The sequence below is a fragment of the Rhodococcus sp. 05-340-2 genome (assembly GCF_002258915.1).
Classification (GTDB): Bacteria; Actinomycetota; Actinomycetes; order Mycobacteriales; family Mycobacteriaceae; genus Rhodococcoides.
Map to the genome: position 1 here is coordinate 425,622 of NZ_NOYU01000027.1, position 17,447 is coordinate 443,068.

Genomic DNA, 17,447 nt, shown 5'->3' on the forward strand with positions numbered 1-17,447 from the left:
ATGTCTTCCGACCTGGATCCAGCCGCCACCACACACTCCTCCGCGCTGTGGCACGGCTTCGCCGACATGGGCGCCGTCACCGCCAGCGGGCCGTTCGTCGTTTCGCGAGGCGAGGGCGCGTACATCTTCGACAACGAGGGAACGAAGTATCTCGACGCGACCGCCGGTCTGTGGTTCACCAACGTCGGTCACGGCCGCCGCGAGATCGCCGATGCCGTTGCCACACAGCTGAGCTCGCTCGCCCACTACTCGAACTTCGGCGACTTCGTTCCCGAGACCACGCTGGCCTTGGCCGATCGTCTCGCCGCCATCGCGCCGGTGCCGGGCAGCAAGATCTTCTTCACCTCGGGTGGTTCGGACTCCATCGACACCGCCGCGAAGCTCGCGCGCCGCTACTGGGTCGAAATGGGACAACCGGCCAAGAAGATGATCGTCGGCCGGCAGAAGGCCTACCACGGCATGCACGTCGCCGGCACCGCGCTGGCCGGTATCCCGGTGAACAAGGAGAACTACGGCGAGCTGATGCCCGACGCCAGGACAGTGGCATGGGACGACGCGAAGTCACTGCTGGCGCTGATCGAGGAGGTCGGTGCAGAGAACGTGGCTGCCTTCTTCTGCGAGCCGGTGATCGGAGCAGGCGGAATCTACTTGCCGCCGGAGGGCTACCTGCGCGAGGTTCGGCAGATCTGCCGCGACAACGACGTGCTGTTCGTCGCGGACGAGGTCGTCACCGGATTCGGCCGCATCGGCGGCAGCTGGTTCGCCTCCACCCGATTCGAGCTCGAACCCGACCTGATGACGACCGCCAAGGGGCTGACGTCCGGGTATGTACCGATGGGTGCTGTCTTCATCGCCCCGAAGATCGCCGAGCCCTTCTTCGCGGGCGGCGTCTGGTGGCGGCACGGATACACCTACGGCGGTCACGCAGGCGCGGCCGCCGCGGCGATGGCAAACCTCGACATCATCGAGCGCGAGGAGTTGCTCTCTCACTCCAAGCGCATCGAAGCGGCGTTGCACACCCACCTCGCGCCACTGGCCGCACACGAACGAGTGTCGGAGATCCGCAGCGGGATCGGTGCTGTTGCCGCCGTGCAGCTCGCCGATCCGGCCGAGGCACTGCCCTTCGTCAAAACGCTGCGAGCACACGGGGTCTCCGGCCGCGCGGCCGGTCAGGGTGCGATGCAGATCTCGCCGGCATTCGTCATGACGGACGCCGAGATCGAAGAGCTGGCCGCGCGGATCCTCAGCGCGCTCGGCTGAACCGAAGTCTGCCGAGCAGCTGCTTCCCCCGCGAGGGCGGGGGAGCAGGTGCCGGTACGGGCTCGTCGGAGACGGCTGCGAAACGTCGATGCAACTGCTCGCGGACTTCCTCGGGCGCATAGGCACGACGCTTGCGCTCGGATCGAACCACCAACGCCCCGGTGGCCGCGACACCGACCATCCCGGCGAGACCGAGAGCCTTCCACACGTTCATCCGGCCACCGTACCGTCACGAGATCTAGGGTGTGGACCATGAATCCGTCGCGAATCAGCCTCGATACCGCAGTCGAGGCCACCAGAACGGGCGACATCTGGATCTTCCGCGGCCAGTCGAGCTCCGATCGGGCAATCCAGGCACTGACCAACAGTCCTGTCAATCACGTCGGAATGGCCGTCGTGATCGACGACCTGCCGCCGCTGATGTGGCACGCCGAACTGGGAAAGTCGTTGCAGGACATGTGGACCGGAAACTTCCAGCGCGGCGTGCAGCTCCACGACCTGCGTGCGGCCGTCACCCAGTGGTCCACGAAGTACCAACAGCGTTGTTGGCTGCGGCAATTGGGCGGAGACCTGGATCGTTCCGCAGGCTCCGCTCCGGCAGTGACGAAGGAGCAGGAAGACGCCTTGCTGCGCACCATCGCCCGCGTGGACGGAACAGCCTTTCCGACGACGGCGGCGCTCGCCGGTCGATGGTTCCGGGGCCGAGTCCCCGCACTGCGGCGCAGCGAACGCGAGGAAGCAGCCCTCGAAACCGCCTACTGCGCTGAGGTGGTCGCCATGACCTACGACGCGATGGGTCTGCTCACCGGCAACAAGAAGGCCAACTGGTTCGACCCGGGAAAGTTCTGGAGCGGCGACCGACTCCCACTCGCCGCCGGTGTTCGTCTGGGCGAGGAAATCGAAGTGGACGTGCCCGTCACACGCTGATCGACGCGTCCGCCGCGGTGCGTCCGCCCAATTCCACCCAGTCGCCGTCGATGGTGGTGCGCAATCGAGATCCGGCTCCCTGCATGATGTTCAGGCTCCGACCGAGTTCGCCGGTCAGCCGGACGGCGGCAGCACCGGTCGCTTCGTCCTCGACGATACCCATCATCGGCGCGAACATGCGCGATCGCAGCGCGCCGTGCTCTTCGTCGGTCCAGGCCCAGACGTAGTGGTGCCCGCTGTCGTAGGCACTCGGGTCTGCTGCCGCCACCTCGGCCGCATCGCGGACCTGATGGAAGGTGAAGTGCGGAGTCCACTCCGCACGGGCGCGAACCCAGGTGTGGTCCTCGTCGTAGCGGATGTCCAGCGGTGCGGCAGGGACGGTGAGGACATCGACCGGGTGTCCCTGCTCGCGCAGCCACCACGAGAGTCCGACCGTGGGATGCCCGGCGAAGGGCAGCTCGACGGCGGGGGTGTAGATGGATGCCGAGGCCGTACCGGATTCGCTGCGATCGACGAACACCGTCTCGCTGAAGCCGAGCTCGGCGGCGAACTGCTGCCTGTCCGCCTCGTCGACGTCATCCGCGGTCACGATGCCGAGGGGGTTGCCGAATCTGCCTTCGGCATCGGTGAACACTCGGACGACGGACACGTCGGTAGCCATGCCCGGACGCTACCAAACGCCGAACGAGGGACCCGCGACCGCGAATCCCTCGTTCGACGTACAGGTCGAGTCGACGCTCAGACGGCGGCACCGTCGAGGATTCGTCCTGCTTCGATCGCCTGCGCGACACCCGCGACGATCGACGCGGCGCGGATGGCCTCGAAGATCTTCTCGCGGTCGACGCCCTCGGCGCGCAGAGTCTTCTCGTGTGCCTCCAAGCAGTGGTTGCACCCGTTGACGGCCGACACCGCGAGCGACCACAGCTCGAAGTCGGCCTTGTCCACACCGGGGTTGCCGATGATGTTCATGCGCAGACCGGCGCGAATGTCGTCGTACTTGCCGTCCAGGTATCCCTTGGTTCGGTAGAAGACGTTGTTCATGCCCATGATCGACGCGGCACCGAGGGCCGCGTTGTACGCCTCGGCCGACAGCGAATCGGCTGCGTCCTCGGCGATCTCCTTCAACGTCGTCGCGGACTTCGACGCTGCGGCCACCGACAGCAGGGTGCCCCACAGCTGCTGCTCGCTGAGCACCGTGGAACGGGCGATGGAACCGAGATTGAGCTTGAGGTCCTTGGCGTACTCGGGTACGGCGTTCTTCAGGTTGTCGATCGTCATGTCAGACGCTCGCCGTCAGCAGTTCGCCTGCGTCGATGGTGGGATCACCCTTCTTCCAGTTGCAGGCGCACAGCTCGTCGGACTGCAGGGCATCGAGAACTCGCAGGACCTCGTCCACGTTGCGCCCCACCGATCCTGCCGTGACCGACACGAACTGGATCTCGTTGTTGGGGTCGACGATGAACGTGGCGCGATCGGCAACGCCGTCGGCATTGAGAACGCCCGTGGCGGCAGCCAATTCGCGCTTGAGATCGGACAGCATGGGGAAGGGGAGCGTCTTGAGCTCGTCGTGCTGTGCCCGCCACTGGAAGTGAACGAACTCGTTGTCGACGGACGCGCCGAGGACCTGTGCATCGCGGTCCTCGAACTCCTCGTTCAGCTTGCCGAACGCGGCGATCTCGGTGGGGCAGACGAACGTGAAGTCCTTGGGCCAGAAGAAGACGATGCGCCACTTGCCTGCGTGATCGTCACTGGTGACGGTGGTGAAGTAGTCGTCGGGCTGCTGTGCGTTCACCTTGGACAGATCTCCGCCGATGACGGCGGTGAGGTTGTATGAAGGGAACTGATCGCCAATTGTCAGCAGTGCCATGTGTTCTCCTCGTGTCGAATGACCGTGTCGGTTTCGTATGTGGGCGGTCCGGTGGCGTGTGAACAGCCGCGCGGGCCCGGCCGACCGGTACGAGTGTGCCAAAAATGTCGTGAAAGGTAAACGTGATGAGTGGCACTAGACTGATAGGCGTGACCGATCGAAGCTATCAGCCGACCCTGTCGCATCTGCGAGCCTTCGTGGCGATCGCGCAACATCGCCATTTCGGCACTGCGGCAACACGATCGAACATCAGTCAGCCGTCTCTGTCGCAGGCCCTGGCTGCGCTCGAGCAGGGGCTGGGGGTGCAGTTGATCGAACGCAGCACCCGCAGGGTGTTGCTGACGTCGGCCGGCAGTCAGTTGCTCGGTCGTGCGACTGCGGCACTCGACGCCGTGGACGGATTGGTCGCTGCCGCAGCGGGATTGGGCGGCCGTCTGACCGGTGGCCTGCGGCTCGGGATCATTCCGACGGTGGCACCGTACGTGTTGCCGACGGTGCTTCCTGCCATGCGGGCCGAGTTTCCGGACCTCGTGCCCCGAATCGTCGAGGATCACACGGCCAGACTGCTCGACGCACTCCGGTCCGGTGCGATCGACGTCGCCGTTCTCGCTCTCCCCATCGCCGATCCGGGCATGATCGAAATATCCATGTACACCGAGGACTTCGTGCTCGCACTACCTGCCGAGCATCCCCTCTCGGGGCGCCGGGATCTGACGGTCGCCGACCTCCGCGGCCTCCCTCTGCTCCTGCTCGACGAGGGGCACTGCCTGCGCGAGCAGACCCTGGACCTTTGCCGGTCGGTCGACATCGCGCCCGATGCGAGCGATACGCGGGCAACGTCGTTGACCACGGTGGTGCAGTGCGTTGCAGGAGGGCTGGGCCTGACGTTGCTGCCGCGCCGCGCCGTCGATGTCGAGGTCGCTCGCGCGGGCCTGTCCACCGCCGAGTTCGCACACCCTGCTCCCGGCCGCACCATCGGTCTCGTGTACCGAGCCTCGAGTGCGCGCTCGGCCGAATACAGTGCGCTGGCAAGTCTTCTCGCCGCAGAGGTTCTCACCGACAACGCAGGTGGCCTCAGCCGGGCGTGATCACGATCTCGTCGAACACGATCTCGCCTGCCGCGTCGGACTCCGGCACATCGACGACGGCGTCGAGCGACCAGCCGTGGTCACCGTCGGGATCCTCCAACACCTGACGCACCGTGGTGGACTCCGCACCGACGCTCAGGGTGAACAACGCAGGGCCCCGGGCCGACGGGCCCGTTCCGATCGAGCCGTACTCGGCGAAGAACGGTTCCAGTTCCGCCTCCCAGTCGGGGCCGTCGTCGAGGTCGTCGAGAGTATTCCACTGTCGGCGCGCCGCCAGGTCCACCCGGCGGAAGATCGCGTTGCGCGCGAGAATTCGGAAGGCCCGCGGGTTGGCCGAGATCGGACGTGGCACATCGGATCCGTACGCCTCCACGAGCGCTTCCGGCTCGGCACCGGGGTCCGTCAGGTTCTCCCACTCGTCGAGCAGGCTCGAATCCACCTGCCGGACGAGTTCACCCAGCCACTCGGTGATGTCCTGTACCTCTTCGGTTCGAGACTCGGGCGGAACCGTCTGGCGCAGTGTGCGATAGGCGTCGGCGAGATAACGCAGGACGAGTCCCTCGGACCGCATCAGGCCGTAGTGGCTGATCAACTCTGCGAAGGTCATCGCGCGCTCGACCATGTCTCGTACCACGGACTTGGGGGAGAGGCCGACCTCGGAGAGCCACGGATGGGTGCCACGATAGATCTCGAACGCCGGAACGAGCAGCTCTGCAAGAGGTTTCGGCCACGTGACCTCCTCGAGCAATTCCATTCTCTCGTCGTACTCGATGCCGTCGGCCTTCATCTGCGAGACCGCTTCGCCGCGCGCGGCGTGCTGCTGCGCCATCAGGATCTGACGCGGATCGTCGAGGGTCGACTCGATGATCGACACCACATCGAGGGCATGGGTCGGTGATTCGGCGTCGAGCAGATCGAAGGACGCGACCGCGAACGTCGACAGCGGCTGATTGAGCGCGAAGTCCGGTTGCAGGTCCACCGTCAGTCGAGCATGTCGACCGTCGGCGTCCGGCTCGTCGAGTTGCTCGACGATGCCCGCATCGACGAGACCGCGGTAGAGCGAGAGTGCTCGCAGGATGTGCTTGCGCTGAGCGGGCCGGGTCTCGTGGTTGTCCTCGAGCAGGTGGCGCATGGCATGGAAGCAATTGCCGGGCCGGGCAATGACATTGAGCAGCATGGTGTTGCTCACCGAGAATCGGGACGTGAGCGGCTCCGGACTCGCGGCGATGATCCGCTCGAACGTCGGCTCGCCCCACGAGACGAAACCGTCGGGTGCCTTCTTGCGCTGCACGCGCTTGAGCTTCTTCGGATCGTCCCCGGCCTTGGCCACCAGACGCGCGTTCTCGATGTCGTGTTCGGGGGCCTCGACCACCACGGTCCCGAGGGTGTCGTAGCCGGCCCGTCCCGCACGACCGGCGATCTGATGGAACTCGCGGGCCCGTAGCTTGCGAGTGCGAATGCCGTCGTACTTGGTCAGTCCGGTGAACAGCACGGTGCGAATCGGGACGTTGATTCCCACGCCGAGGGTGTCCGTTCCACAGATCACCTTCAGCAGTCCGTCCTGCGCCAGCTTCTCCACCAACCGTCGATATTTGGGCAGCATGCCCGCGTGGTGCACGCCGATGCCGTGCCGAACCAACCTCGACAGCGTCTTTCCGAAACCGGTGGTGAAGCGGAAGTTGCCGATGGCCTCGGCTATCTCGGCCTTCTCCTGCTTGGACGCGACGTTGACGCTCGTCAGCGCCTGCGCTCGTTCGAGTGCCGCGGCCTGCGTGAAATGCACGACGTACACCGGCGCGAGATGCGTTTCCACCAGTTCTTCGATGGTCTCGCTGATCGGAGTGGTGACATACGAGAACATCAGCGGAACCGGACGCTCGGTGCCCGAGACGACAGTGGTCGTCCGTCCGGTTCGTCGGGTCAGATCGTCCCGGAAGAACGAGACATCGCCCAGGGTCGCAGACATCAACAGGAACTGGGCGTGTGGCAGCTCGATCAACGGCACCTGCCAGGCCCACCCTCGATCGGGCTCGGAGTAGTAGTGGAACTCGTCCATGATCACCTGGCCGATGTCGGAGCCGGCACCCTGACGCAGGGCGAGGTTCGCGACGATCTCGGCGGTGGCGCAGATGATCGGGGCACCGGAATTGACCGACGCGTCGCCGGTCATCATGCCGACGTTCTGCGCACCGAAGATCTCGCACAGGGCGAAGAACTTCTCGCTGACGAGTGCCTTGATCGGCGCGGTGTAGAAACTACGAATGCCTGCGGCCATCGCGGCGTAATGGGCTCCGATGGCCACCATCGACTTGCCCGATCCCGTCGGCGTCGCCAGGATGACGTTGGAGCCGGAGACCAGCTCGATGAGAGCTTCCTCCTGTGCGGGATACAGGGTGAGACCGCGATCGGCAGTCCAGGTGGTGAACGTGTCGAACAGGACATCCGGGTCCACGCCGTCGGACCGATCGGCGGAGGCATCGGGAATCAGTTCGGTGAGAAGCACCTCTACAGGCTATGTGGAACGGACGGCCGGACCCGCATCGACACCGAGCGTCCGGTGCCGAGTCGACGCGTCAGGTGGCGCTGCGCTCGTCCGAACCCATCGCACCGAGAACGGCCATCCGGGTACTGGCACTTCCGGTGATCATGTCCTCACCGACACCGGTGATGAGCAGGTTGCGCCACCGCACCTCGTCGAAGGTAAGCGACGGTGTGGAATCGATGAAGTCCTCGACGACCTGCAGGAAGCGCATCGGATCGTCCCGGAACGGGAAGTGTCCGGAATTCTCGAACACCTCCAACGTGGAACCGGGCATGGCCGAGTGCGCGAGGCGCGCATGACTGACCGGAATCACCGAGTCCTGATCACCCCAGACGAGCAGGACAGGAAGGTTCTCGGTGAGATAACACCGATCCAGCATCGTGACCACCTGGCCACGCCAGTCCACGACGGCGCGCAGGGTCCGCAGATACGCCTCGTACGTCGTCGGGGCCGGGAGCTCGCTCAGCACTCGGATCAGATCCGGAGTGTCGTGCAGAAGCGAACCGGGTCGCAGGGGAGAGCTGTGCAGTTTGCTCAGGAGGCCGCCTGCCAACTTCACCGCGGGGATGGCGCCGGGCAGGCGGAGCAGTTTGACGGCCTCGCTCAGGAACGGCATGGATGCCAGTCGAAGAATGGGATGTACGTCCTTGGTGACGCCACCGGAGGACACCAGAGCCAACCTGTCGACCATGCCCGGGAACTGGTAGGCGAACTGCATGGCGACGCCGCCGCCCAGTGAGTGCCCGACGACGGTGACGTGCTCGATGCCCAGCACCGACAGCAGGTCACGCATGCCGTTGGCATACGCGGCGACGGAGTAATCCGCACGCGGCTTGTCCGAGCGACCGTGCCCCAGCAGATCCGGAGCGATGACGGTGTAGTTCTTCGCCAGGTGTGGGATGACTTCGTTCCATGTCTCGGAGTTGTCGCCGATGCCGTGGATCAACAGCAGAACGGGACCTTCGCCGGCCATGCGGAATGCCCGCCGGTATCCGTGAATGGTCCGGAAGATCAGCCGTGGTTCTTCGTCGGGAACCGGGCGGAGCTTGCGACTGCGCGGATTGGTGCTCACCTGCGCCTCCTGAAATTCCCTGGTGCACCGCGCGCGGCGGTACAGAACGGCGACGCCGTGCACGAGTGTGTAGACGTACGTACCGGAGTACGTGTTGCTACGACTCTTGCACGAGATCGCGCTCGGGGCAGAACATCGAGCGTATTTGCGGTTACAGGTATGTTTCGATCGGCCCGGGCTGTCCGATGTGCCCGCCGACGCGATCGAGTTCTGTGACCACTCACACTGTTACCGCTCGGTGGTGTCCTCTCCCTCGTCGAGACCTGCCTGCTCGGCGAGGAAGCGCTCGAACTCTGCGCCGAGCTCGTCGCCGCTGGGCAGTGGTTCGTCACTGGCCAGCAACGTCGACTGCTGCTCCTGCGCGGCGACGTAGGTGTCGTACTGACGCTCGAGCGCCTGCACCACCGACTGCACTTCCTCGTTTCCGGTGATGTGCTCGTTCACCTGTTCCCGGACTCGCGCCGCGGCCTCACCCAACGCGGCCAGCGGGAGATCCAACTCGGCGGCCTCACTGACGTTCTCGAGCAACGTCTCGGCTGCACCGGGGTAGTCCGTCTGGGCCAGGTAGTGCGGGACGTGCACCGAGAAGCCCATCGACTCGTGACCGTGCTGCGCCATCCGAAGCTCGAGCAGGGAGGAGGCGCTGCCGGGAACCTGCAAGTCGCCTGCCCAGCTGTTGCCCTCTTTGACCAGCTCCTTGTCGCTGGCGTGGGCCGTCACACCGAGTGGCCGGGTGTGCGGAATGGCCATCGGGATCGAGCCGAGGCCGATGGTCCGACGGACGCCGAGCTGCTCGGCCAGCAGGCGCACAGCGGTGGTGAACTTCTCCCACCGCAGATCCGGCTCCATACCGGCCAGCAACAGGAACGGGGTGCCGGTTCGGTCCTTGACGGCATAGAGGTTCAGCTCGGGAGCGTCGTAGTCCGAGAAATGGTCGGACTTGAACGTCATCGTGGGCCGTCGGGACCGGTAGTCGATCAACTCGTCGACGTCGAACGACGCGACCAGCTCCGATTCCAGGCTCTCGCGCAGATGAGTTGTCGCCAACTTGACCGCGTGACCTGCGTCGGAGAAGCCCTCCAGGCCGTGCACGAGGACGGGTCCGACGCCGTCGTCGGAGAACGTTTGCGGTGCCGGAAACTCCAGCTCGTACATCTTCGACTGTTCGGTCATGGCCGGGCCCCTTTCGGATCGACTCGTCGGTACCTCGACGCGAGATTCGAGCCAGAATACGCCGACCCTCGGCTCGCGCCGTGTACGCGCCGACGTCGAACGTGGCGAATCACTACCCGAGAAGAACAACCGGTTGCCCGCGGTTCATTCCCCGACGGTCGTTCGAGCTGCCGTCGCGTCGCTGCTCGGTGACACCGAGACGATCAGCGGTCGAAGTTCGCCAGCGCGCGGATCTTGTTGGTGACGTCGAGAGCTGCGACCTTGTAGGCCTCGGACAGCGTCGGGTAGTTGAACACGGCATCGACGAGATAGTCGACGGTGCCGCCGCACCCCATCACCGCCTGACCGATGTGCACCAGGTCCGTCGCACCCGACCCGAAGATGTGCACGCCCAGTATCGAGCGGTCCTCGGTGGAGACGAGCAACTTCAACATTCCGTACGAGTCGCCGGCGATCTGACCCCTGGCGAGTTCGCGGTACCTCGACACCCCGACCTCGTAGGGGACCGATCCCTTCGTCAGGTCGACCTCCGTGGCTCCGACGTACGAGACCTCGGGAATGGAGTAGATGCCGATGGGCTGCACGTCGGTCAGTTTGGCGCTGGACTCGCCGAACGCGTGGTACGCCGCCAACCTGCCCTGGTCCATCGACGTCGCGGCCAACGCCGGAAAGCCGATGACGTCGCCGACCGCGTAGATGTGATCGACCTTGGTCTGGAAATGCTCGTCGACGAAGATGCGGCCTCGCGCGTCGGCCTCGAGACCGGCGTTCTCGAGATCGAGTGCAGTCGTCAACCCCTGACGCCCGGCCGAGTACATCACCGTCTCCGCCGGGATCCGCTTGCCACTGGCAAGCGTCGTCACCGTTCCGTTCGGGCCGACGTCGACAGCGGTCACCGCCTCCCCGAATCGGAACGTCACCGCGAGATCGCGGAGGTGGAACTGCAACGATTCGATGATCTCGCGATCGCAGAAGTCGAGCATCGAATCACGCTTCTCGACGACGGTGACCTTCGTGCCCAGGGCAGCGAACATCGATGCGTACTCGATTCCGATGACACCGGCCCCCACGACCACCATGGATGCCGGAATGAACTCGAGGTTGAGGATTCCGTCCGAGTCGAGCACTCGATAGTCGTCGAACGCGATGTCGGCCGGACGGGCGGGAGCGGTGCCGGTGGCGATCACCACGTTGGCGGCCTTGACCGTGATGCGTTCTCCCCGCATCTCGTCTTCGATCACGATGGTGTGCGCGTCGAGGAACTTGCCGACGCCGGTGATCAACTCGATGCGGTTGCGCAGCAGTTGCGAACGCACCACCTCGATCTCCTTGCCGATCACGTGCTGGGTTCGGGCCAGCAGATCGGCCGGAGTGATATCGGCCTTCACTCGGTAACTCGCCCCGTACAGCTCACGTTGATTCATACCCGTGAGATACAGAACGGCCTCGCGCAGCGTCTTGGACGGAATGGTGCCGGTGTTGACGCAGACCCCGCCGAGCATGTGGCCCTTCTCCACGATCGCCACCCGCTTGCCGAGCTTCGCAGCCGCAATGGCCGCCTTCTGGCCACCGGGGCCGGAGCCGATGACCACCAGGTCGTACTCCATGGGTTCAGACATTCGTCATAGGTACCGCTCGTACGCAAAGACTGCGTGCCCGCCCGGTCACAACCTTGTGAACTCCGCGATTCGGTGCATCGAACCCATGCAGATGTCGCCACGTGCTGATGCGTTGTGCAAGGCTGAACAGAGCACGAAACACCCGATTTACAGTGGAGGAACACATGCCGCAGCAGGTCCGCGCCGTCGTCGCCAAGAGCAAGGGCGAGCCCGTCTCCATCGAGACGATCACCATCCCCGATCCCGGGCCCAACGAAGTCGTCGTGAAGATCCAGGCCTGCGGGGTGTGTCACACCGACCTGCACTACCGCGAGGGCGGCATCAACGACGAATTCCCGTTCCTGCTCGGACACGAGGCAGCCGGAATCGTCGAGACCATCGGCGACCGCGTCGAGCACGTCGAGGTCGGAGACTTCGTCGTGCTGAACTGGCGCGCAGTGTGCGGCGAATGTCGAGCCTGCAAGCGCGGCACCCCGTGGTACTGCTTCGACACCCACAACGCAGCACAGAAGATGACCCTGGAGGACGGCACCGAGCTGACACCGGCGCTGGGCATCGGAGCCTTCGCCGAGAAGACCCTGGTGCACGAGGGCCAGTGCACCAAGGTCGCCGCAGACGCCGATCCCGCTGTCGTCGGACTGCTCGGCTGCGGTGTGATGGCCGGGCTGGGCGCAGCGATGAACACCGGCCACGTCTCACGCGGAGATTCGGTGGCCGTGATCGGCTGCGGTGGCGTCGGTGATGCCGCGATCGCCGGAGCACGCCTGGCCGGCGCATCGACGATCATCGCGGTCGACCGTGACCCGGGCAAGCTCGAATGGGCACTCGGCCTCGGAGCCACCCACACCGTCGACTCCTCGCAGGTCGACGCCGTCGAGGCCGTCCAGGAGCTCACCGGAGGCTTCGGTGCCGACGTGGTCATCGATGCAGTCGGCCGTCCGGAGACCTGGAAGCAGGCGTTCTACGCCCGCGACCTCGCCGGAACCGTGGTGCTCGTCGGCGTGCCGACACCCGAGATGACCCTCGAGATGCCGCTGATCGACTTCTTCTCCCGTGGCGGATCGCTGAAATCGTCCTGGTACGGAGACTGCCTGCCCGAGCGCGACTTCCCGCAGTTGGTGGATCTGTACCAGCAGGGCCGTCTGCCGCTCGAGAAGTTCGTCACCGAACGCATCACCATCGACGACGTCGAAGCCGCCTTCGAGAAGATGCATCAGGGCACCGTCCTGCGTTCGGTGGTGGTCCTGTGAGTGGGAAGTTCCGCGTCCAGAACGTCGTCACCTCGGGCACGTTCAGCCTCGACGGTGGCACCTGGGACGTCGACAACAACATCTGGCTGATCGGTGACGACGACGAGGTGGTCATCGTCGACGCAGCGCACACCGCGGCCCCGATCGTCGACGCGGTCGCCGGCCGCACCGTCACGGCGATCGTCTGCACCCACGGACACAACGATCACGTGACCGTCGCCCCCGAACTCTCGGACACCCTCGACGCGCCGATTCTGCTGCACCCCGCCGACGACATGCTGTGGCAGCAGACGCACCCGGGCGTCGGGCACTCGGCGCTCGAGGACGGTCAGCGCATCACCGTCGCCGGAACCGACATCCTGGCGCTGCACACGCCGGGACACTCACCGGGATCGACGTGCCTGTACCTGCCGGAAGCGGGGGAGTTGTTCAGCGGCGACACCCTCTTCTCCGGCGGCCCAGGCGCCACCGGACGGTCGTACTCGGATTTCCCGACCATCATCGGGTCCATCCGCGACCGGCTCTTCGCCCTTCCCGCCGACACCCGAGTCAACACCGGCCACGGTGACGGGACCCGCATCGGCGACGAAGCACCGCACCTCGAGGAGTGGATCGCCCGCGGCAGCTGAATTCACGACACCGCGGCGGGTCGCCTGCCGCGTTCGAGGTGGTCGGAATGAGACAGTGGTGGGACGCCGGAGCGTGTGCTGCGGCGTCCCACCGACCCGAAGAGGACGTCTTGTGAGCCCCGCCGCACGCAGAACCCGCCTGTCCATCGCCGCGACCTCGGCAGCGATCGCAGCTCTCGTGCTGGTCGGCTGCAGTTCCACGGTCACCGGCACTCCCGAGCCCAGCGCGGGTACCCCCACTTCGCCGTCGCAGTCCGGCGTGGATCTGAACACGTTGCTGATCGACCCGTCCAGCTTCCCGGCCCCGTACGACGCCCTGGTGCTGCCCCAGCAGGCGATCTCGCAGGCCGCACCCGATCTCAGCGGAATACCTGCCGGTGCCGAGGTCAGCCCGGCGGGCTGCAAACCCGCCGATCAGGATTTCGGCCCGACGGGCACGGCCATGATCGTCGGAACCGACAACGACAGTCGGTCGACCATCTCGATCGAATTGACCGCAGTGGACGAACCGCTCTCGGCGCGCAAGGAGCAGCTCGAACAGTGCGGCGAGGTGACCGCAACCAAGTCCGGCGCGACCTCGACGGTGACCTCCACTCTGACGCCTGCACCGCCCATCGATGCGGACGACACCTTGGCCGTCCGGCAGACCGTTGCATCGGGGGCCGGCGGCGACGCCGTCACGCAGTCGATGCTGACGTTGATGGCCCAGATCGACGGAGTGCGCGTGTCGGCCACGTTCATGTCGTTCGGCTCGGGCACGCCCGATGCAATGACCCTCGACGAGCTGTTCACCGCGGCAGTCCAGAAGGTCGGCCAGAGCTGACGCGGCTCTAGCAGACGGCACCGACGCGAATCGGTCGTCCACAGCTCCGGCGACACGATCGATCCACAGCACGGCGGTTCTCCACAGGGCAGTACGAAAGCCCAGGTCGAGACGCGATCGGTCGTCGGAACCCCGGCCAGGATTCTTCGGTATGTACACACCGACGAATTCTCACGACAACTTCGACTCGCGCCATCGCGTGCGCCTCGGCCACGCGAGCGACCTGATGGCAGCCGTACCGGCCATGCTCGGGTTCCACCCGCATCGATCGATGGTGCTCATCGCGGTCAAGGACGGCGGTGCCAGCGTGGGACCCACGATGCGTCACGACCTCGTCCTGGCAGGCGAACACGTCGATCGGCGCGCCGGCGGTCACACCCGCGCGACCCCGGAGATGCTCGACGTCATCGGCTACCTGGCCGGGTACTGCGCTACGGAGAACATCCCCGCGGTCATGGCGGTGTTCGTCGACGACAGGCTCGATCGAACCGTCAGAACGCCGCATCTGCTCGACGTGGAAGCGTTGGTGATCGAACTCGACGCCACACTCGCATCGTTCGGAGTGCAGCTCAGCGAGGCCCTCGCGGCATCGGAGATCGCCGATGCCGCCGACTGGTGGTCGTTGCGCGGACCGCAGCGGCACGGCCTGATATCGGATCCGTCGGCGTCGCCGATGACCGTCGCCCGCGTGCTCGACGGCTACTCCGTCCGACGGTCCAGGTGCGAGCTGGCCGAGACCGTAGCGCCGGGCCCCGACGCGACCGTGCGGGCCGTTGCGGCCGAGATCTCGCGACTACGACGGGACGGCGGCCGGTCTCGTGGCGACGAGCTGACGTCGGTGCTGTCGTACGTCGCGCGGGGACCGTACGACACCGAATTGGACCCGACCGACATCGCTCGGATCGCGCTCGCGATCGGCCACGTCCAGGTGCGTGACGCACTGCTGGCTCTGACCCTCGGCGACGACGCGGGATTCGTCGAAGAGTTCTGGGCGACGATGTCCCGCGTCCTGCCGAAGTGCGAACGCGCCATCGCCGCAACACTTCTGGCCTTCAGTGCCTACGTGCGCGGAGATGGGCCGATGGCCCGTATCGCGATCGATGCGGCACTGGAAGCCGACGAGACCTACTCGTTGGCGCGACTGCTGGACAGATCGCTCAGCGCAGGCGCAGGTCCCGAACTCGTTCGCGAAGTGGCCGAGAGCGGCTTCGCATGTGCACGTGCCTGCGGAGTTCGGCTGCCCGGCGACCCGTTCGGTCGACGGTGACGGCCCGTTCGCAGCAATGATGATCGGCCGCAGACGTGGGTCAGCGCGCTGCGTGCGACCGATCGCCGAGGTGCTGGAGGAATGCCCACGCGTCGGCCACGATCCGATCGAGATCGGTCAGCTCCGGCGACCACTTCAGTTCCTCCCTCGCTCGCGCGCTGGAGGCGATCAGGACGGCCGGATCCCCGGCGCGACGGGGTGCGTGTTCGACGGCGATGGGCAGGCCGGTGACGCGCTCGCAGGACGAAATGACCTCGTGGACGGAGAATCCGGTGCCGCTGCCGAGGTTGTAGATGGTGTGCTCGCCCGGTTGTGCCGCGTCGACGGCGAGGATGTGCGCCTCGGCGAGGTCGGCGACGTGGATGTAGTCGCGCACAGCCGTACCGTCCGGAGTGGGCCAGTCGGTACCGAACACCGAGATCTTCTCGCGCTGTCCGAGAGCGACCTGAAGCACGAGCGGAATCAGGTGGGTCTCGACGACGCGATTCTCGCCGAAACCGTTGTAGGCACCGGCGACGTTGAAGTACCGGAGGCTGGTGGCGGCCAGGCCGTAGGCGGCGGCGTACGACGTGATCGCATGATCGATCGCGAGTTTGGTGGCGCCGTAGGGATTGGTGGGGCGGGTGGGCGCGTCCTCGGTGATGGGAGTCTTCTCCGGCTCGCCGTACGTGGCGGCGGTCGAGGAGAACACCAGCTTCGCGGTGCCGGATGCTCGGATGGCATCGAGCAACGCCAGCGAGGTGACGACGTTTCCGCTCCAGTACTTGTCGGGCGAGACCACCGACTCGCCCACGAGAGATTGCGCGGCGAAGTGCAGGACGGCGTCGAAGCCGCCGCCGATCAGCACGTCCGCGGCCACGTCCTTGATGTCACCTTCGACGAAGGTGGCACCACCGGGCACGGCGTCCCGGTTACCGGTGGACAGGTTGTCCACGACGACGACCTCGTGACCACGCTCGACGAGCACGGCCGCGCAGACGCTGCCGACGTATCCCGCACCACCGGTAACCAGAAGCTTCACTGTTCGTTCTCCCTCACACGCGTCCAACGCCGTCGTCGGTGTGAGGTCAGACCTTCTTCACCTGGACGGCGTGCGCCATTTCTTCGGATATGTCGACACCGCTGTGTCCTGGCACCGTGATCGTGACCGATCCGGGCTTGGCCTCGACTGTAACCCGAGCATCGGGGACCACGCCCGCTTCGCGAAGCTGCGCGATGACCTCGGGGTCGGACTGAACGTGCTCGGCGAGGCGTCGCACGACCACCGCAGTCGGCTGGCCCACAGGCACATCGGTGAGGCGGATGAGAGCCTCCGGTGCCAGAGTCGACCGGCCGAGACCGAGTTCCTCGAGACCGGGGATCGGGTTGCCGTACGGCGAGGTGGTCGGGTTGTTCAGCACGGTGACCAGACGCCGCTCGACTTCCTCGCTCATCACGTGTTCCCAGCGGCATGCTTCGGCGTGCACGTCTTCCCAACGCAGACCGATGATGTCCACGAGCAGACGCTCGGCCAAGCGGTGCTTGCGCATGACCGCAACCGCCAGGCTTCGGCCCTTCTCTGTCAGCTCCAGGTGTCGGTCGCCCGCGACGGACAACAGCCCGTCGCGCTCCATCCGAGCAACGGTCTGGCTGACGGTGGGACCACTTTGTTCCAGTCGTTCGGCGATTCGCGCGCGGAGCGGAATCACGCCCTCTTCTTCCAAATCGTAGATCGTCCGGAGGTACATCTCCGTGGTGTCGACCAGATCCTTCACACTCAACCCCTTCGTCGGGTTCGATCCTACCGTCAGCGCCCCGAAATAGGCGCTGCACCCAGACGCAGCGGGCGCGGCGCACCACAACGGTGGACGTCGTTTCCCATGGCTTCTCACAAGGGGACTCTCGGGACAACACCGGAACCCGGCAACACCATCCCGCCCGACAACGTAGT

At 65.7% G+C, this 17,447-nt stretch carries 17 protein-coding genes; 7 read left to right on the forward strand and 10 right to left on the reverse strand.

The window, feature by feature from the left end; genetic code table 11:
• Complete coding sequence (locus CH271_RS17015; RefSeq protein ID WP_094634293.1) at positions 1–1,260, forward strand: aminotransferase family protein; 1,260 nt, start codon at positions 1–3, stop codon at positions 1,258–1,260.
• On the opposite strand, the gene CH271_RS17020 is transcribed toward CH271_RS17015, so the two are convergent.
• Positions 1,244–1,474: a hypothetical protein gene (locus CH271_RS17020; RefSeq protein WP_037189492.1), complete on the reverse strand. Its 231-nt coding sequence runs from the start codon at positions 1,472–1,474 to the stop codon at positions 1,244–1,246. The two genes, CH271_RS17015 and CH271_RS17020, sit on opposite strands and share 17 nt — an antisense overlap.
• Positions 1,475–1,512: 38 nt before the next feature.
• On the opposite strand from CH271_RS17020, the gene CH271_RS17025 reads away from it, so the two are divergent.
• Positions 1,513–2,187, forward strand: a complete 675-nt coding sequence (locus tag CH271_RS17025; RefSeq protein ID WP_094634294.1) for a hypothetical protein — start codon at positions 1,513–1,515, stop codon at positions 2,185–2,187.
• Here CH271_RS17025 and CH271_RS17030 read toward each other — a convergent pair.
• The 3 genes from CH271_RS17030 to CH271_RS17040 form a co-directional block, all read right to left on the reverse strand.
• A complete protein-coding gene (locus tag CH271_RS17030) occupies positions 2,177–2,848 on the reverse strand; it encodes a PhzF family phenazine biosynthesis protein (protein WP_094634295.1) in 672 nt (223 codons plus the stop codon). The two genes, CH271_RS17025 and CH271_RS17030, sit on opposite strands and share 11 nt — an antisense overlap.
• 77 nt (positions 2,849–2,925) lie before the next feature.
• Positions 2,926–3,465, reverse strand: coding sequence for a carboxymuconolactone decarboxylase family protein (locus tag CH271_RS17035; protein WP_094634296.1), 540 nt, complete (start codon positions 3,463–3,465; stop codon positions 2,926–2,928).
• Position 3,466: 1 nt separating this feature from the next.
• Complete coding sequence (locus CH271_RS17040; protein WP_032397906.1) at positions 3,467–4,054, reverse strand: peroxiredoxin; 588 nt, start codon at positions 4,052–4,054, stop codon at positions 3,467–3,469.
• Positions 4,055–4,203: 149 nt separating this feature from the next.
• Between CH271_RS17040 and CH271_RS17045 the strand changes: the two genes are divergently transcribed.
• Positions 4,204–5,142, forward strand: coding sequence for a hydrogen peroxide-inducible genes activator (locus CH271_RS17045; RefSeq protein ID WP_094634297.1), 939 nt, complete (start codon positions 4,204–4,206; stop codon positions 5,140–5,142).
• Here CH271_RS17045 and CH271_RS17050 read toward each other — a convergent pair.
• From CH271_RS17050 to sthA, 4 genes are all read right to left on the reverse strand, one after another.
• Complete coding sequence (locus CH271_RS17050) at positions 5,129–7,645, reverse strand: DEAD/DEAH box helicase (RefSeq protein WP_094634298.1); 2,517 nt, start codon at positions 7,643–7,645, stop codon at positions 5,129–5,131. The genes CH271_RS17045 and CH271_RS17050 overlap by 14 nt on opposite strands.
• Positions 7,646–7,715: 70 nt before the next feature.
• Positions 7,716–8,699 (reverse strand): alpha/beta fold hydrolase, encoded by a 984-nt coding sequence (locus CH271_RS17055; protein ID WP_082323615.1) that lies wholly within the window; start codon positions 8,697–8,699, stop codon positions 7,716–7,718.
• Between the two features lie 285 nt (positions 8,700–8,984).
• Entirely contained in the window at positions 8,985–9,929 is a 945-nt protein-coding gene (locus tag CH271_RS17060) for a proteasome assembly chaperone family protein (protein ID WP_037190100.1), read from the reverse strand.
• A 203-nt stretch (positions 9,930–10,132) separates the two neighbouring features.
• Complete coding sequence (sthA, locus tag CH271_RS17070) at positions 10,133–11,548, reverse strand: Si-specific NAD(P)(+) transhydrogenase (RefSeq protein ID WP_037189486.1); 1,416 nt, start codon at positions 11,546–11,548, stop codon at positions 10,133–10,135.
• Between the two features lie 164 nt (positions 11,549–11,712).
• On the opposite strand from sthA, the gene CH271_RS17075 reads away from it, so the two are divergent.
• The 4 genes from CH271_RS17075 (at position 11,713) to CH271_RS17090 (ending at position 15,517) form a co-directional block, all read left to right on the forward strand.
• Entirely contained in the window at positions 11,713–12,798 is a 1,086-nt protein-coding gene (locus tag CH271_RS17075; protein WP_037190098.1) for an S-(hydroxymethyl)mycothiol dehydrogenase, read from the forward strand.
• Positions 12,795–13,427, forward strand: coding sequence for an MBL fold metallo-hydrolase (locus CH271_RS17080; RefSeq protein ID WP_094634300.1), 633 nt, complete (start codon positions 12,795–12,797; stop codon positions 13,425–13,427). Before CH271_RS17075 ends, CH271_RS17080 begins: the two co-directional genes overlap by 4 nt.
• Positions 13,428–13,539: 112 nt before the next feature.
• Positions 13,540–14,250 (forward strand): DUF5642 family protein, encoded by a 711-nt coding sequence (locus tag CH271_RS17085; RefSeq protein ID WP_141216606.1) that lies wholly within the window; start codon positions 13,540–13,542, stop codon positions 14,248–14,250.
• A 151-nt stretch (positions 14,251–14,401) separates the two neighbouring features.
• Positions 14,402–15,517, forward strand: a complete 1,116-nt coding sequence (locus CH271_RS17090; protein ID WP_094634301.1) for a DUF4192 domain-containing protein — start codon at positions 14,402–14,404, stop codon at positions 15,515–15,517.
• 40 nt (positions 15,518–15,557) lie between these two features.
• Here the strand turns inward: CH271_RS17090 and galE are convergent, their stop codons facing one another.
• Both galE and CH271_RS17100 read right to left on the reverse strand, forming a co-directional pair.
• Positions 15,558–16,538 (reverse strand): UDP-glucose 4-epimerase GalE, encoded by a 981-nt coding sequence (galE, locus tag CH271_RS17095; RefSeq protein WP_094634302.1) that lies wholly within the window; start codon positions 16,536–16,538, stop codon positions 15,558–15,560.
• Between the two features lie 46 nt (positions 16,539–16,584).
• Entirely contained in the window at positions 16,585–17,271 is a 687-nt protein-coding gene (locus CH271_RS17100; RefSeq protein WP_037189481.1) for a metal-dependent transcriptional regulator, read from the reverse strand.
• Positions 17,272–17,447 lie beyond the last annotated feature (176 nt).

Excerpts from the sequence above, each read along its gene's own strand:
- CH271_RS17015 (WP_094634293.1), top strand. The coding sequence starts at position 1 with ATGTCTTCCGACCTGGATCCAGCCGCCACCACACACTCCTCCGCGCTG.
- CH271_RS17020 (WP_037189492.1), bottom strand. The coding sequence starts at position 1,474 with ATGAACGTGTGGAAGGCTCTCGGTCTCGCCGGGATGGTCGGTGTCGCG.
- CH271_RS17025 (WP_094634294.1), top strand. The coding sequence starts at position 1,513 with ATGAATCCGTCGCGAATCAGCCTCGATACCGCAGTCGAGGCCACCAGA.
- CH271_RS17030 (WP_094634295.1), bottom strand. The coding sequence starts at position 2,848 with ATGGCTACCGACGTGTCCGTCGTCCGAGTGTTCACCGATGCCGAAGGC.
- CH271_RS17035 (WP_094634296.1), bottom strand. The coding sequence starts at position 3,465 with ATGACGATCGACAACCTGAAGAACGCCGTACCCGAGTACGCCAAGGAC.
- CH271_RS17040 (WP_032397906.1), bottom strand. The coding sequence starts at position 4,054 with ATGGCACTGCTGACAATTGGCGATCAGTTCCCTTCATACAACCTCACC.
- CH271_RS17060 (WP_037190100.1), bottom strand. The coding sequence starts at position 9,929 with ATGACCGAACAGTCGAAGATGTACGAGCTGGAGTTTCCGGCACCGCAA.
- sthA (WP_037189486.1), bottom strand. The coding sequence starts at position 11,548 with ATGTCTGAACCCATGGAGTACGACCTGGTGGTCATCGGCTCCGGCCCC.
- CH271_RS17075 (WP_037190098.1), top strand. The coding sequence starts at position 11,713 with ATGCCGCAGCAGGTCCGCGCCGTCGTCGCCAAGAGCAAGGGCGAGCCC.
- CH271_RS17090 (WP_094634301.1), top strand. The coding sequence starts at position 14,402 with ATGTACACACCGACGAATTCTCACGACAACTTCGACTCGCGCCATCGC.